Source organism: Candidatus Nitrospira nitrificans, from assembly GCF_001458775.1.
Taxonomy (GTDB): domain Bacteria; phylum Nitrospirota; class Nitrospiria; order Nitrospirales; family Nitrospiraceae; genus Nitrospira_D; species Nitrospira_D nitrificans.
Genome location: NZ_CZPZ01000012.1, coordinates 91,243 through 105,790 on the forward strand (window position 1 = coordinate 91,243; position 14,548 = coordinate 105,790).

The following is a 14,548-nucleotide window of genomic DNA, read 5'->3' on the forward strand; positions in this document are numbered from 1 at the left end:
GTCCGAGAAGAAACAATGAGCAGCAAACGCATCATCATCATCGGTGGAGTCGCAGGAGGAGCCAGTGCGGCAGCAAGAGCGCGGCGGCTGTGCGAAGACTGCGAGATCATCGTATTCGAGCGAGGTCCGTATGTGTCATTTGCCAACTGCGGGCTGCCTTATTTTGTCGGAGGTGAAATTGCCGAGCAAGACAGCTTGCTGGTACAAACGCCTGAGAGTCTTAAGGCGCGCTTCAATCTGGATGTACGTATCAACACCGAGGTCATCCGCCTCGACCGCGCAGTCCGGCGCATTCGGGTACGCGAGGTGGACACCGGTCGCGAATACGAAGAAGCCTACGACGCGCTGATTCTTTCCACGGGCGCCTCGCCGCTGAAACCGCCCCTTCCGGGAATCGAGTGTCCGAACCATTTTGTGGTGCGAAGCATCCCCGACGTGGAACACATCATGGCATGGTCGAAAGACTGCCAACGCTGCCGCGCCGTCGTAGTCGGCGGCGGTTATATCGGACTCGAAATGGCTGAGCAACTGCGGCACCGGGGGTTCGACGTGACGATGGCGCAAGCACTGCCCCAGGTGATGACACCCTTTGACCCAGAAATGGCTGCCTGGCTGCACGCGGAGTTGCGTGCCAATGGTGTGGCCCTGCATCTGAACGATCCCGTGGTAGCGTTCGAACCGCCCTCAGAGCAGGAGCCCGCCCGTGCTTCCATCGTGGTGCTGAAAAGCGGGCACCGATTGCCGGCCGATTCGGTCGTACTCGGGTTGGGGGTCACACCAAAGGTGAGTCTGGCAAAGGACGCCGGCTTGGAGATCGGCAACCTGGGCGGCATCCGGGTCAATGAGCATCTCCAAACTAGTGACCGGCATATCTGGGCCGTGGGCGATGCGATTGAGGTGCGTGATGGCGTGACAGATCAATGGGCATTGATTCCCTTGGCTGGTCCAGCGAATCGCCAAGGTCGCATTGCTGCCGACAATGTCCTCGGGCGCCCGACCCGATACGAACATACCTGGGGCACCGCCATCTTGCGATTGTTCACTCTCACCGCCGGTTGCACGGGTGCAAATGAGAAATCCCTTCGCCGCGCCGCCATTCCATTCCAGGCGATACATCTTCACCCCGGTTCACATGCGGGCTATTACCCCGGCGCCGAACCCATCGCGCTGAAAGTTCTGTTTGCGCCTGACTCAGGCAAACTGCTTGGCGCGCAAGCCGTCGGCCATGAAGGTGTGGATAAGCGCATTGACGTGTTGGCTACCGCCCTCAAGGCCGGAATGACCATTCACGACCTGGCCGAATTGGAACTGGCTTACGCGCCGCCGTACGGATCGGCCAAAGACCCCGTCAACCTGGCCGGCATGGCCGCGCAAAATGTGCTCGCGGGCGATGTGGCGCTCGCGCAATGGAACGAGATTACTTCCCTCGATCCCAGCACCACGCTGCTGCTGGATGTTCGCCGCTTCGACGAACGGGCGCAGGGGTTCATTCCCGGTTCGGTTCACATTCCACTGGATGAGTTGCGCCAGCGCCTGAGCGAGCTGCCGCGCGACCGCGAGATTATCGCCTATTGCCACAGCGGTCAACGTTCCTATATCGCAACGCGCATTCTGAGCTACCATGGTTTTCGCGTGCGCAACTTGACGGGATCGTATCGCACGTGGCAAGCGGCCCAATGCCAATGAGGTATTCGGAGACTACGTTCTGAACATCGGATTAGGGGACGGCATAAGCCATGGAATTCAAAGATTACTACAAGACCCTCGGGGTTGAGCGGACAGCCACAGCCGATGAGATCAAGAAAGCCTATCGCAAGCTAGCGCGCACATATCATCCGGACGTCAGTAAAGAGGCGAACGCAGAGGCGCGCTTTAAGGAAATCGGCGAAGCCTACGAAGTGCTCCAGGACACGGAGAAGCGCGCCGCTTATGACCAACTCGGCAATCGCTGGCGGGAGGGGCAGGAGTTTACGCCGCCGCCCGACTGGGGGGCCGGGTTCGAGTTCACCCAGGGCAGAGCGTCGAGGGGGGAAGCTCCCGACTTCAGCGACTTCTTTTCCAGCCTCTTCGGCAATTTTGCCCGTCAGGCCGATGCGAGCCGGGCGCGCGGCGAGGATCATCATGCGAAGATCGTCATCCCGCTCGAAGACGCGTTTCAGGGGGCGACCCGTACCATTACGCTGCGCGCGCCGCAACTGGATGCGCAGGGCCACGTGGCGCTGCGCGAACACACGCTCAACGTCCGGATTCCCAAAGGCATTCGCGACGGCCAGCTGATCCGTCTGGCCGGCCAGGGTGCACCAGGAGCGGGTGGAGCGCCCGGGGGTGATCTGTATCTGGAAGTTCATTTCGACCCCCATGCGTTATACCGTGTGGAGAGTCATGATCTCTCGCTGACCCTGCCGCTTGCTCCGTGGGAGGCGGCGCTGGGTGCGACGGTCAAAGCGCCGACTCCGACCGGGGTGGTCGAGGTCAAGATTCCGGCAGGCTCGCAGAGTGGGAAAAAACTGCGGCTCAAAGGCCGGGGGATTCCGGGCGAACCGGCAGGCGATCTCTTTCTCGTCCTGGACGTGGTCCTTCCGAAAGCGGACACGGAGCAAGCACAACAGATCTATCAGACCATGGCGCGGGAACTGGCCTTCAATCCGCGCGAAGCACTGGGGGTCTAAGTATGGACAGAGAGCAGGATCTTCTAACAGGAAGCGTGATCGGTGACGAGGGGATACTGTCGATTGAGGAGTTGGCGAGAGCGTGCGGTGCGGAGCCGCAATGGATCATCGAATTGGTGGCTGTAGGGGTGTTGGAGCCGCAGGGTGCGGAGATCTCGCTCTGGCGATTCCGCGCGGCGGATCTCACCTGTGCCCGCCGAGTATTCCGTCTGCAACGGGATTTTGATGCCAGTCTCGATGCGGCCGCAGTGATGCTTGATCTGCTTGATCAGATCGAGCAATTGCGAGCGCGCCTGAAACTGGCAGGGCTGGATGTGGAGTAAGTGTGGCACACCGTGAGAGGCGAAACGCGGCTCGTTCGACTCCTCCTTGGAGGCCTGCTTTGCGCCACAGTAGCAGCCGGGTGTGCCAACAGCGGGCAGGCACACAAAACGAAGCGACCAAATCCGTATCTGACCCCGGATACGAGGCACTCCATTCCCCTGTCATCATCCGCCGGGAAGGAACATCGCGCCGTGATGCTGCAGCATCTGGAAACGATTCAGGTGATCGTGAACGCGTTGGTGGAAGAGGATTATGAGCTGGCGCAGGGTCTGACCGAATTGCATCTGGGCTTCTTTCAACATCGCCAGGCCATGGCCCATCAGGAGCCGGAGAAGTTTCCTTCGGCCTACCATGATCTGGCCATGGCCCATCATGAAGAGGCGGAGAAGTCGGCGAAAATTATTCCCGCCAAGGACTTGAAGCAGATCCTGCCGCCGTTGAATAATGTCTTGAAGGCCTGTGCGGCCTGTCATGTGGAGTACGCAGTCAGGGGACAATCGATAAGTTATGGGAGGATCCAATTGAGTGAGCAGAAGACAATCACGGCGTTTTATGAAGAGGATCATGATCGGCTGGACGAGTTGTTCAAGACCTTTCAAGCATCGAAACAGTCGGACTTTGCCAAGGCCAAGGAAGCCTTCAAAGAATTCAAAATCGGCCTCCAGCGGCATATCCTCTGGGAAGAGGAGCTACTGTTCCCGATGTGGGAAGAGAAAACCGGCATGATCGAGGACGGGCCGACTCCCGTGATGCGATTTGAGCATGACCAAATCAAGACACTGCTCGAAGCGATCCACCAAAAGATGGAACAGCAGAATCTCGATACTGACCAGGACGAGCAAGCGCTGGTCAACCTCTTGAGCTCTCATAATAGGAAGGAAGAGCGGGCGCTCTATCCCGCAATCGATAATGTGACCAGCGCGGACGAGCGCGCCACCGTGTTCAGCAACATGAAGAGTATTCCGGAAGAGCGCTACAATGCCTGTTGCAACCAGCACTGACGGAAATCGAACAGAGGGACGACAAGGCGTCAGCCATGTTCTTGGGGTGACTCTATTGGCTAAATCGACTGCCTTGTTCTGCTTGTTTTTCCTGGGCAGCCTGGGAATGGAGCTGGCCTTTCCGTCCGATTCAGCCTTGGCCGAACCAACGGTCTCTCAACCAAGCGGGAAGTTGAAGGGCAATATCCTGCGTGGGCGGGAAATATTTAATGGAAAAGGGGTCTGTTACTACTGTCATGGGATTGATGGTTATATCGGCAGGCCACCTCGACTGGCAGCGGACACCGCTGCACTCATCGCGAAACTGAATCCTCCTCCGACCGATTTGCGGAACCCCGAGGTCCAGCGCCTGAAAACCAACCAAGAACGTTCCCGCGCCATTCGAGAAGGACATCCCGGCACCGGTATGTTTCCTGACCACACCATGACCGATCAAGACCTCGCCGACACCTTGATCTACCTCGCGCTCATCCGAAAAGATCCCCATCCGGAGCAGTAAGACTCGGGACTTGACGCTTGACTATTCTGCCTCCAGTGACTCGTGATCGGCGTCGCAGAACGGTTCCGCATCTGACCGCAGACGTTGAACCTTCAACGCCTATGCGCTATGCTTAGTCCGTAGTGGTTGTCCGTATGTCCAAGCTGATCTGACGAATGACACGGCGACTCGTCGTCCAGCGGCAGTCAGACCTCGACATCCAAGCAGCTGCTTTTGTGGCACGAAGATCAGCAGGCTGGCTTAGGCAAGCAGTTCCTTGACGAACTCGATGACGCAAAGATGAAGGTGAACGCCACAGCATTGCATCTCCTGCATATCTAAGCCGTGCGCGGCAAATGGGACAAGTTCAGCTTGGAAATACTTATTACGCTCGAGGCAAGAATGGGACTGGGATTCCGGCACGCCATGCGCGGCTCGAAGGCTTGCGAAACCCACCGCCTGGAGTCCCTTCGACCTTCAGTCTGACCACGCTTCTCCCATGACACCGTTGGTTGAATTGAAGGCTGTGGTTTACCCTATCCAACTCGTATCCTCGCGTCCACGATCCGGCAACCCTTACCTGGCGGAAGGGCGAAAATCGGGTTCAAGTCGAGTTCGCTGATTTCGGGAATTTCTTCGGCGAGGCGAGACACACGCAACAGCGTTTCTTCCAAGGCTTCAAGATCTGCCGGTGGATGGCCTCGATAGCCGGTGAGCAGCCTGTAGCCTTTGATACCCCTGATCATTTCTTCTGCGTCGAGATCGGTGAGGGGCGTGATGCGGAACTGGACATCGCCAAGGATCTCGACGTGAATCCCTCCAAGGCCGAACGCAATCAAGGGTCCGAACAAGGGATCCTCGGTAACGCCTATCATCACCTCCACCCCACCGGTCAGCATCGGCTGCACCAACACGCCCTCCATGGCACCTAACTGGTTGGTCTCAGCGAGTCTTGTTCTGATTGACTCAAACGCCTTCCGCACCGCCTGGTCGTTTGCGAGATTCAACTGTACACCGCCGATCTCGGTCTTGTGCACGATCTGATATGAAGCCAGTTTGACGGCGACCGGATAGCCGGCTTGCCGTGCCAAGGCCGCCGCTTCGTCGGCGGTTTTGGCCACTCCGCCTGGTTGGACGGGAAGCCTGATCGCGCGGAGGACATTCCGTCTTTCTTCCGTCGTCAACCAGCCGTCTCCGCGGCGCGAGAGCGCGTCGGCACAAATTTGCCGAGCGGCTGAAAGGTCCAGATCATCGAAATCGGGAACCATCCCGGGCCGCTGTTGTCGCCATTCTCCATACGACGCCGCTTTACTGAGCACGAGCGCCGGGGTCTCCGGCAAGTGATAGGCCGGGATTGTCTCCGTGTGGAAACGAAACGTACGGTCCCTGTCGCCTTCCGCCATCCAACCGATGAGCACGGGCTTCGTCTTGGCGCCTGCCTTTCGGCCGTTTTCAATTCCAGCGATGATGCCGTGGGCGATGTCGGCTGTATCAGTCACTGTCACGGATATATACAGAATGATCAGGGCATCGATCTCTTCCGCCGACAAAAGAGTTTCAATCGCCTTGGCGTACTGATCGGGCGTGGCCGAGGCGATCAGATCGACGGGATTGCTCAGCGCGGCGGCGGACGGCAGAAACGAGGCGAGAGTCGCTTTGGTTCGGTCGGACAATTCGGGAACCACCAACGCATCCGCTTCACAAGCGTCGGTACAGAGGATGGCCGGCCCTCCGGCGTTCGTGATGATGCCCACCCGCCGTCCCGGCGGCAAGGGCTGAGCCGATAGACCGGCGGCCAGGGACAACATGTCGTCGAGTGATTCCGCGCGGATGACGCCGGCTTGATGAAACAACGCATCGACCGCCACATCGCTGGCCGCGAGGGCCGCCGTGTGGGAGCTTGCCGCCCTCCGTCCGGACTTCGTGCGGCCGGCCTTAACGGCCACAATCGGCTTGCATCGGCTCACCCGCCGCGCGATGCGCGCAAAGCGGCGAGGGTTGCCCAGGGACTCGACATAGACCAGAATCACATTCGTGGCGGGGTCTTCTTCCCAATATTGCAACAGATCGTTGGTGGAGACATCGGCCTTGTTTCCCACACTCACAAAGGAAGAGATGCCCAGTTGGAACCGTCGCGCGCCGGCAAGGGTGGCAATCCCGATGGCGCCGCTTTGCGACGACATGGCGGCATGGCCTTGAGGGGGAAACAGCGTGGTGAAGGTGGCATTCAGCTGCACGTTGGGGTCTGTATTCAAGATCCCGAAGCAATTAGGCCCGATCATGCGCATGCCGTGCTGACGGACTTTCGTGACCACCTGCTGCTGAAGGGCGGCCCCCTCTCGTCCCACTTCCGCGAAACCAGCCGTAATGATGACACAAGCCCTGATTCCCTTTGCCGCGCATTCGTCGATGACGGGCAACACAGAGTCACGCGGGACCGCGATGACGGCCAGATCGATGGGCTCCGGAATCTCCAGCAGTGATCGATAGGTCCGGATTCCCTTGATGCCGGCGGCTTGTGGGTTGACGGGGTAAACGGCTCCTCGAAATCGGCCGGCCGTTATGGCATCAAGCAGCCGATAACCGATCTTGTTCGGATTACGCGAAGCACCGATGATGGCGACGGACCTGGGCTGAAAAAATGGTCGGAGGGAGGCCGTCGTGGCCAGCCGTTCTCGAACCTCGGCGCGCGCGACGGTCGTTTCCGTAGGGATCAACGACAACTCCACTGCCATGTCGTCGCCTTCGTACGCTTCATGGGCGGTAAACCCCGATTCACGAAAGACTTCGCGCATGGCCAGATTCTCCGCATGGGTTACAGCCCAGAGGCGGGTAAAGCCGTGGTGGATGGCCAATAAGGCCAGCCGCTCCAATAATAGGGTGCCCAAACCTTTGCCATGGAAGGCATCATCCACGACCATCGCCGCTTCCGCGGTATCGGCGTCCTTAGCCCAGTAGGATCCTGTGGCGATGATTTGCAACGAGCCTTCCTGCATCCGTGTCACAATCAGTGTGAGTTGTGAGTCAGGCGTGGATGAGTCGCACAGGGCCACGATGCGGTCGCGAGACGGGAGTGTTTCTGAAAAAAATCTGTGGCGTCTCGACTCAGGGGATAACCGATCAACGAACTGTTGCATCAGCGAGGCGTCCGTCGGTTCAGCCGGTCGGATGGCGGCGGTCGAGCCATCACGCATGATGAGCAAACCGGACTCGGTATGATCGATCTTCAGGGGAGGAATGTAGAGGGGGCGGACGGATCTCATGGCACTCCGGGGACTTCCATATGAAAATGAAGGATGCGGGTGGTGCCTTGGACTAGCTCATGATATCGGCCGGCGACACGGATCTGATGTAGGAGAGCACATCCAGCATTTGTTGATCCGTCAGTTTGCCGCGGAAACTGTGCATCGGACTGAACAGCACGCCGTTCGACATCGCCACCAGCAACTCCCAATCGGTTTTGGACCGAGTGGCTTGAGACCGAAGATCAGCCGGGCGAACAATCAGATCTTGGCTGTCCGGCCCATTCCCGTCCAGTTTTGGTCCATGGCAACGGAGACATTGTTGCTGATAGATGGTTTGTCCGATCTTCGCATCACCCCGGATCGCTTGAGCAAAGACCACGGCGGTCAACGAGGATATGAGCACGAACGCAACGAACAGTATCTTACTCATGGTCTATCCTTTCATCTCAAGACGAGGACCGGACAGGCCACGTGATGCACGACGGCATGGGACACGCTTCCCAAGAGAAAACGAGCAAGACCCTTGCGTCCATGTGAGGTGACGATCACGAGATCCATGGTCTTCGCTTCCAGTTCGATCGCCGCTGCGGGATTGCCTGAGGCGATCTTCGTGTTCACCGTATAGCGAGGGCTTAAGAGTTTACCGGCGGTCGATTTGACGAGCTCATCCGCATAGCGCTCCGCGCCCTCCCACCATGTTTGGGTTCCCAGCGCGTCATAAGGGTCGTTGACTCCGATCGGGATGAGGGCATGAAACACGCAGAGTTCGGTGGGATCAACGAAGGGATGTTGCGTGAGCCATTTCACGATTCGGTCGGCATCGTCTCGATCCTCGATGGCGACGAGCACCCGCTGCACCTTGCGGGCGGCGCCCCTGACGATCAACGTCGGGCGGGAGCCGTGCAGGAGCACACGATGGGACACGCTCCCGAGGACAACCTCGGAAAGGCGGCTTCGTCCGCGCGCGCCGACGACGACCAGGTCGGCGGAGAGGGTATGTGCGCTGTCGAGGATGAGCTGAGCCGGACTGCCGATTTCATTCACGTTCCTGATCGACGCCATCTCCGCCGGTACCATGGCGGCGGCGCGCTCCAGCAGTTGGCGCCCCGAATCGACCATCGCCTTGCGGAAATCATCGTACCCTTGCACGTTTCCCGCTTGGGCCACGAACGGATGTTCCAAAATCCCCAAATCGACGCCGTGGACCAGCGTGACATCGGTTGGGCGATAGAGTTGAAATGTCTGGACGACGGCGGCAAAAGCCTGATCCGACCAATCGACACCGATGACGACTCTCATGTCGTGCCTTTCCCGTCCGACAGTCAAAACAGCGGATGTGGCGCGGTGCCGAACGGAAGCACGCGCGGTGATTCACCCACATTGCCGCGAATACGCCATGTTCCGTCTTCGAGGCCGAGATAATGTATTTCTTCATGCCAGCTGTCGATAGGGACATACAGACCGCTGGTCTTCGACCTGGCCCAGAGATGGCCGGTACAGGTGACCTCCAACACCGCATCGCGACCCGATCCGACTTTGGACATCTTCGTGAAGAGGTGGGTGCTGGCAATCTCCTGATACTCATCAAAAAGCTCTTTCCAGATCTTCCGGAGATCGTTTTTTTTGAGCCCATGGTAGTTGTACTGGGAAGAATACACGGCCATGACCTTCTCAAGGTCATGGGCTTTGATCGCGTCGTCGGCCTCTTCGAAGAGGCCGACGACGGCTTTGACCGTGGCCTCGTCTACTTCGGTCACCGAACCGGACGGAACGACAATCTTCGCTGCCGCTGTCCCGGCAAAGATGATGATAAGAACGAGATGGATGATGGTCGATACCCGCCTCGGTCCTCTGCCTGCCGGGGTTTTTGGTTGTGCGGCCATGCCTGCTCCGTCAAGAATTAAACCGAGTGTGCTCGCTCTCTCAGCGCTTCTTCAGCCGAGTGCAAATATTCCACCACATCGTGATCGCTGACCTGTGCGAAGTCGATATAGTGGTTACCCACGGCCCAGAACGGGTCCGGTGTGGCGAGAACTATAAATTCGTCCACCCGCATGCGCGCCTCTCGGACGGTCTCCACGGGACCAACCGGCACGGCTCCGATCAGGCGGCGCGGTTTGAGGTGTCTGATGGACTGGGCGGATGCGAAGAACGTGGCGCCGGTGGCGATCCCGTCATCCACGAGAATGACGATGCGGTCGGTGAGCGTGGGGAGCTGTCGTCCTCGGCGATAAAGCTGCTGCCGCCGGACAATCTCCCGCTGCTGCGCCTGAATCGACGGCTGGATATCGGATCGCGAGAGGTGAAAGGCGGCCATCGTGTCGGGATTCATATTCACAACCCCTGTTTCACCCACCGCGCCCAATGCGTATTCGGGGTTATCCGGCGCTCCCAGCTTTCGAGCGATGAAGACATCCAGTGGAAGATGCAGTCCCAGGCTCAGTTGATACCCGACTGCGACGCCGCCTCGTGGCAATGCCACGATCAGAGCGGCCTGGTCGTCACGGTATTGGATCAGCCGATCAACAAGCCGTCGACCAGCCTCTTCGCGATTCTTGAACGTCACGCTCTTCCCTTCCGCTCCCGGGTTTACATAAGGCCGCTCGTCACACCAACCCCGATCAGGAACATCGCCATGAAGATCAGGATGAGCATGAGCAAAAAATGATGATGCGTCCCGCCTTCTCTCTGATTCCACTGGACTTCCCACGGAATCTCGAGGTAACGGGGATGGCGAAACATGAGATCCTCCTCTCTTCTCAGGCGATTTTCACTTCAATCGCCTTAGGCTTGGCCTTCTCCGACTTTGGAAGGTGCACTTTCAGCAGGCCGTCTTTGTACTCGGCGTTGACCTTGGACCCGTCGGCGTCCTCGGGGAGGGTAAAGCTCCGTATGAAACTGCCGTAGGCCCGCTCGACACGGTGATACTTCGTCCCTTTTTCTTCCTTCTCGTATTTCCGCTCGCCCGTGATCGTGAGGACATCGTCGTTCACATTCAACTTGATGTCTTCTTTCTTCATTTCCGGGATCTCGGCTTTGATGACGTACTCCTTGTCATCTTCCGAGATATCCACCAGCGGCGACCATTCCGCCACGGTGATAGCCTCCTGCTTGTCGCCACGGGAAGGAACCGATGTACGGCCGAAGTAACTCGAAAGTCGTTTCTCCATCTCCTCGAGTTCCTTGAATGGATTCCATCGCGTCGGCGGGTCCCATCGTGTCAGTGCGCTCATGACCATTGCCTCCTTTGTGTGATTGATGAGGGGGCCGGATGCCCCGCCACTGAACGAGTGCATCGACGGTGCCAGGGGGAAAAAGAGGAATGTCGGCGGGACACCTTCCAGGAAACACGGAGAGTTAGATCGCTGTTGCCCGGCAAAGACAGCTATGTGAACTGTGGCATTACGGGACAGTCGCGCGCGTGAGCCTGTCGCCTCATTCACCATTGATCGGTGTAGACTAAGATGTGAGGTGGACCGATTCTTATCGTGTAAGTCCGGCTCGTACGAGAAAGGAGGGACCCCATCATGATTGGAACAGGCGCCGGGAAGAGCCGTGTATGGGGTGATCGTTGCCATCGTTGTGGCGGACTGATGGTTCCCGAACAGGTGTTAGAAATCCGGTCAATGGACTTCCGTTGCATGAGTTGCGGTGAGCGTATCGATCCCGTGATTCTTGCCCATCGTGAAAGACATTCCATACGAATGGAAGCAAAACGCTCATGATGGGTCAGTAGTCCGATTTCTCGCCTTGCGTGACCGGAGAGGAGCATTTACGATGGCGACAAGAGGACGTTGTCATAACGAGAGTGGTGAGTGTGTACATGACCAGCGGGATGCGCGGCGCGTTGCCGACAGCCAGTCTCCAACGATTGCTCGATGCCCTCAGCGCGAAGGGATATCGCATTGTCGGACTCACGGTGCGGGATGGGTCGGTCGTGTGGGAGACCGTCCGGTCCGTGTCCGATCTGCCGGTCGGCTGGCGTGATCACCAAGAACCGGGACGCTACCGGCTGGAACAGACCGGCTCACAGGAAATCTTCGGTGTCGTTCATGGACCGCAATCGCTGAAACCGTTCGTCTTTGCGCCACGCGAGCCGCTCTTGCAGATCGAGCGGAACCATGATGGATTCGCCGCGCGCCCGACGCTCCCGCGATCGGAGAAGGTGGCGATCATCGGTGCTCGCTCCTGTGATCTCGCCGGGCTGACGATTCAAGATCGGATTTTTCTAAAGGATGCCTACGGGGACCCTTACTACGCGGCCCGCCGTGAAGGGCTCTTGGTGATCGCGGTGAACTGCGTCAGAGCGCTACCCACCTGTTTTTGCGCATCCATGGAGACCGGCCCGCGCGCCGAACGTGGCTTCGATCTCCTGTTGACTGAAGTGGACGACCAGCTGTTGATCGAAGCGGGCAGCGCGGCCGGTCATGAAGTTCTCGCAAGCCTTCCGTTCACTCGCGCTTCGGCAGAGCAGATGGCCGAGGCTGATACGCGGGTCGACGCCTGCGCCCAGAGCCAAGTCAGACGGCTCGATCACTCACGCTTGCCGCAGGCTCTCTATGACGCTCACGAACATCCGCGATGGGATGAGGTGGCGGGGCGATGCCTTGCCTGCGCGAATTGCACGATGGTCTGTCCGACCTGCTTTTGCCATACGGTCGAGGAGACACCGGACCTCTCGCGCCGGCACACCACGCACGCCAGATTGTGGGATTCCTGTTTCACCCAGGAACATGGCTACATTCACGGCAAGAACATGCGCCCGACGATCAAGGATCGGTACCGGATGTGGCTCACGCATAAGCTGGCATCGTGGATCGATCAGTTCGGCGCGTCCGGCTGCGTCGGTTGCGGCCGATGCATCACCTGGTGTCCGGTCGGGATTGATCTGACCGAGGAGTTGCCGGCGTTGCTGAGGCCGAGCGAACAGCCGTCAACGACCGGCGGATAGCATTGCAGGGAGCCGATGGTTAATCCCTACCTCATTCATCCGGCGACCATCGTGGAGAAGATTCGGGAAGCCGACGACGTCCATACCTATCGCTTGCGGCTCGTCGATGAATCGGTGCGGCGCCGATTCCGATTCAAGGCCGGGCAGTTCAATATGGTTTATCTGTTCGGCGTGGGGGAGGTGGCGATCTCGATCGTCTCCGACCCGGATGAGCCGGAGTTTCTGGACCATACGATTCGCACCGTGGGGCGAGTCACCAAGGCGATCGCCGATCTGCAGCCCGGCGATGTCTTGGGCATCAGAGGCCCCTTCGGACAGGGATGGCCGTTGGAAGAAGCGCGAGGGCGGAATGTGGTGATCGTGACCGGCGGTCTGGGATGTGCACCGGTCGTCGGAGCGATTGAGTATATCTTCCGGCGGCGAGAAGACTATGGTCCGGTCCGGATCATCCACGGGGTCAAGACACCGAGAGACCTGCTCTATCGCGATCGGTTCGAAACATGGGGGCGATTGCCCGACACCGAGGTGTGGTTGACGAGCGGTCAACCGGATAAAACCTGGCACTATCACGTCGGGGTGGTGACGGAGCTGTTCGAGTGCGTGACGATCGAGCTTGGGGAAAGCATCGTGCTGATGTGCGGACCGGAGATCATGATGCGTCTGGGCGTGCCTATCTTGATGAGACGGGGCATTCCTGACACCGCCATCTACCTGTCCTTGGAGCGGCACATGGAATGTGGAATCGGCCTCTGTGGCCATTGCCAGCTGGGTCCGTACTTCTTGTGTAAAGACGGCCCGGTCATGCGGTACGACCAAGTGGCGCAGTGGTTGGGACGGACGGGAGTATAGCTTGAGGCGTCGTTCGTGAAGCGGGAGCGGCTTCTGGATGAAAGTTTCGTGTTTCGAGTTTCACGTTTAAAGTCCCAAGTTGGGCAGAAACCAAAACCTTAAACTGAAACATGAAGCCATCGGCCCATACGTCTCACGCTTCACGCGGAACGTGCCAGTAAGGTCGTCTAGGGAGTGAATGTTGGATCCATCGAAAGAGATCGATGAGGGGCAGCGGCCAAGGCTGGCGGTATTCAAGTTCGCCTCCTGCGACGGCTGTCAGCTCAGCATGTTGAATCTTGAGGAGGATCTGCTGGCATTGGGCCAGGCGTTGGACATCGCCTATTTTCCAGAAGCTTCCAGCGACATGAGCGATGGTCCGTACGATATCGCGTTGGTGGAGGGATCGATCACCACCGCGGAAGATGCGCAGCGCATTCTGAATGTACGACAACAGACGAAGAAGTTGCTCACGATCGGGGCCTGCGCGACGGCCGGCGGCATTCAGGCGTTGCGCAACTGGGGCGATATCGAGGCGTTTAAACAGGCCGTCTATCCCAGGCCGGACTATATCCAGAGTCTCAGCACCTCCACTCCCATCTCGGACCATGTCCGCGTGGACTTCGAATTGTGGGGATGCCCGATCGATAAGGGTCAACTCCTGCGTGTCCTCACGGACTTGTCGGCGGGAGTACCACCACGCCTGCCGGTTGACAGCGTCTGTCTGGAGTGCAAGCGGCGAGGAACTGTGTGTGTGGTGGTCGCCAAGGGTATGCCTTGTCTCGGACCGGTGACCAGGAGCGGTTGCGGGGCGATCTGTCCGGCTATGGGACGGGACTGTTACGGCTGTTTTGGACCGAGCGAAGGAGCAAGGAAGGGACCAGGCCTTCCACCGAACACCAGCTCGCTTGCGAAGCACTTTCATGAGGAATTACAGCTGATCCCGATCGAGGTCCTGCGACGATTTCGTGGTATCAACGGCGATGCGTCACCTTTTCGTGATGAGAGCAATGTTTGGGAGAAGAAAGCGTGAAGTGTGACACGTGAAACGC

General features: G+C 58.6%; 15 protein-coding genes. 8 read left to right on the forward strand and 7 right to left on the reverse strand.

What is annotated here, in order from left to right; translation table 11 throughout:
* The first annotated feature begins 15 nt into the window (after positions 1–15).
* The 5 genes from COMA2_RS08500 to COMA2_RS08520 all read left to right on the forward strand — a co-directional run bounded on the left by COMA2_RS08500 (position 16) and on the right by COMA2_RS08520 (position 4,493).
* The gene (locus COMA2_RS08500; protein WP_090897356.1) at positions 16–1,686 is read left to right on the forward strand and encodes an FAD-dependent oxidoreductase; all 1,671 of its coding nucleotides are present in this window, start codon (positions 16–18) and stop codon (positions 1,684–1,686) included.
* A 50-nt stretch (positions 1,687–1,736) separates the two neighbouring features.
* On the forward strand, positions 1,737–2,669 hold the full coding sequence (locus COMA2_RS08505) for a DnaJ C-terminal domain-containing protein (protein ID WP_090896535.1): 933 nt from the start codon (positions 1,737–1,739) through the stop codon (positions 2,667–2,669).
* 2 nt (positions 2,670–2,671) lie between these two features.
* Positions 2,672–2,992 (forward strand): chaperone modulator CbpM, encoded by a 321-nt coding sequence (locus tag COMA2_RS08510; RefSeq protein ID WP_090896537.1) that lies wholly within the window; start codon positions 2,672–2,674, stop codon positions 2,990–2,992.
* Positions 2,993–3,187: 195 nt separating this feature from the next.
* Positions 3,188–3,994: a hemerythrin domain-containing protein gene (locus COMA2_RS08515; RefSeq protein ID WP_245630960.1), complete on the forward strand. Its 807-nt coding sequence runs from the start codon at positions 3,188–3,190 to the stop codon at positions 3,992–3,994.
* Between the two features lie 55 nt (positions 3,995–4,049).
* On the forward strand, positions 4,050–4,493 hold the full coding sequence (locus COMA2_RS08520) for a c-type cytochrome (protein WP_139077205.1): 444 nt from the start codon (positions 4,050–4,052) through the stop codon (positions 4,491–4,493).
* Positions 4,494–5,008: 515 nt separating this feature from the next.
* On the opposite strand, the gene COMA2_RS08525 is transcribed toward COMA2_RS08520, so the two are convergent.
* Genes COMA2_RS08525 through COMA2_RS08550 form a run of 7 tightly spaced genes read right to left on the reverse strand, consistent with a single transcriptional unit; the run spans position 5,009 to position 10,950 of the window.
* Complete coding sequence (locus COMA2_RS08525; RefSeq protein ID WP_090896546.1) at positions 5,009–7,735, reverse strand: bifunctional acetate--CoA ligase family protein/GNAT family N-acetyltransferase; 2,727 nt, start codon at positions 7,733–7,735, stop codon at positions 5,009–5,011.
* A gap of 52 nt (positions 7,736–7,787) precedes the next feature.
* Positions 7,788–8,147, reverse strand: coding sequence for a c-type cytochrome (locus COMA2_RS08530; RefSeq protein WP_090896548.1), 360 nt, complete (start codon positions 8,145–8,147; stop codon positions 7,788–7,790).
* An 11-nt stretch (positions 8,148–8,158) separates the two neighbouring features.
* Positions 8,159–9,016 (reverse strand): universal stress protein, encoded by an 858-nt coding sequence (locus COMA2_RS08535; protein WP_090896551.1) that lies wholly within the window; start codon positions 9,014–9,016, stop codon positions 8,159–8,161.
* A 23-nt stretch (positions 9,017–9,039) separates the two neighbouring features.
* The gene (locus COMA2_RS08540) at positions 9,040–9,600 is read right to left on the reverse strand and encodes a hypothetical protein (RefSeq protein WP_090896554.1); all 561 of its coding nucleotides are present in this window, start codon (positions 9,598–9,600) and stop codon (positions 9,040–9,042) included.
* Positions 9,601–9,617: 17 nt separating this feature from the next.
* Positions 9,618–10,283, reverse strand: coding sequence for a phosphoribosyltransferase (locus COMA2_RS08545; protein ID WP_175304472.1), 666 nt, complete (start codon positions 10,281–10,283; stop codon positions 9,618–9,620).
* 23 nt (positions 10,284–10,306) lie between these two features.
* Positions 10,307–10,459, reverse strand: a complete 153-nt coding sequence (locus tag COMA2_RS20135) for a hypothetical protein (RefSeq protein WP_175304473.1) — start codon at positions 10,457–10,459, stop codon at positions 10,307–10,309.
* Between the two features lie 17 nt (positions 10,460–10,476).
* Complete coding sequence (locus tag COMA2_RS08550; protein WP_090897358.1) at positions 10,477–10,950, reverse strand: Hsp20/alpha crystallin family protein; 474 nt, start codon at positions 10,948–10,950, stop codon at positions 10,477–10,479.
* Positions 10,951–11,528: 578 nt separating this feature from the next.
* Between COMA2_RS08550 and COMA2_RS08555 the strand changes: the two genes are divergently transcribed.
* From COMA2_RS08555 to COMA2_RS08565, 3 genes are all read left to right on the forward strand, one after another.
* Positions 11,529–12,668 (forward strand): 4Fe-4S dicluster domain-containing protein, encoded by a 1,140-nt coding sequence (locus COMA2_RS08555; protein ID WP_217490676.1) that lies wholly within the window; start codon positions 11,529–11,531, stop codon positions 12,666–12,668.
* Between the two features lie 15 nt (positions 12,669–12,683).
* Complete coding sequence (locus tag COMA2_RS08560; protein WP_090896562.1) at positions 12,684–13,517, forward strand: FAD/NAD(P)-binding protein; 834 nt, start codon at positions 12,684–12,686, stop codon at positions 13,515–13,517.
* 178 nt (positions 13,518–13,695) lie between these two features.
* The gene (locus COMA2_RS08565; protein ID WP_090896563.1) at positions 13,696–14,529 is read left to right on the forward strand and encodes an NADH-quinone oxidoreductase subunit B family protein; all 834 of its coding nucleotides are present in this window, start codon (positions 13,696–13,698) and stop codon (positions 14,527–14,529) included.
* Positions 14,530–14,548 lie beyond the last annotated feature (19 nt).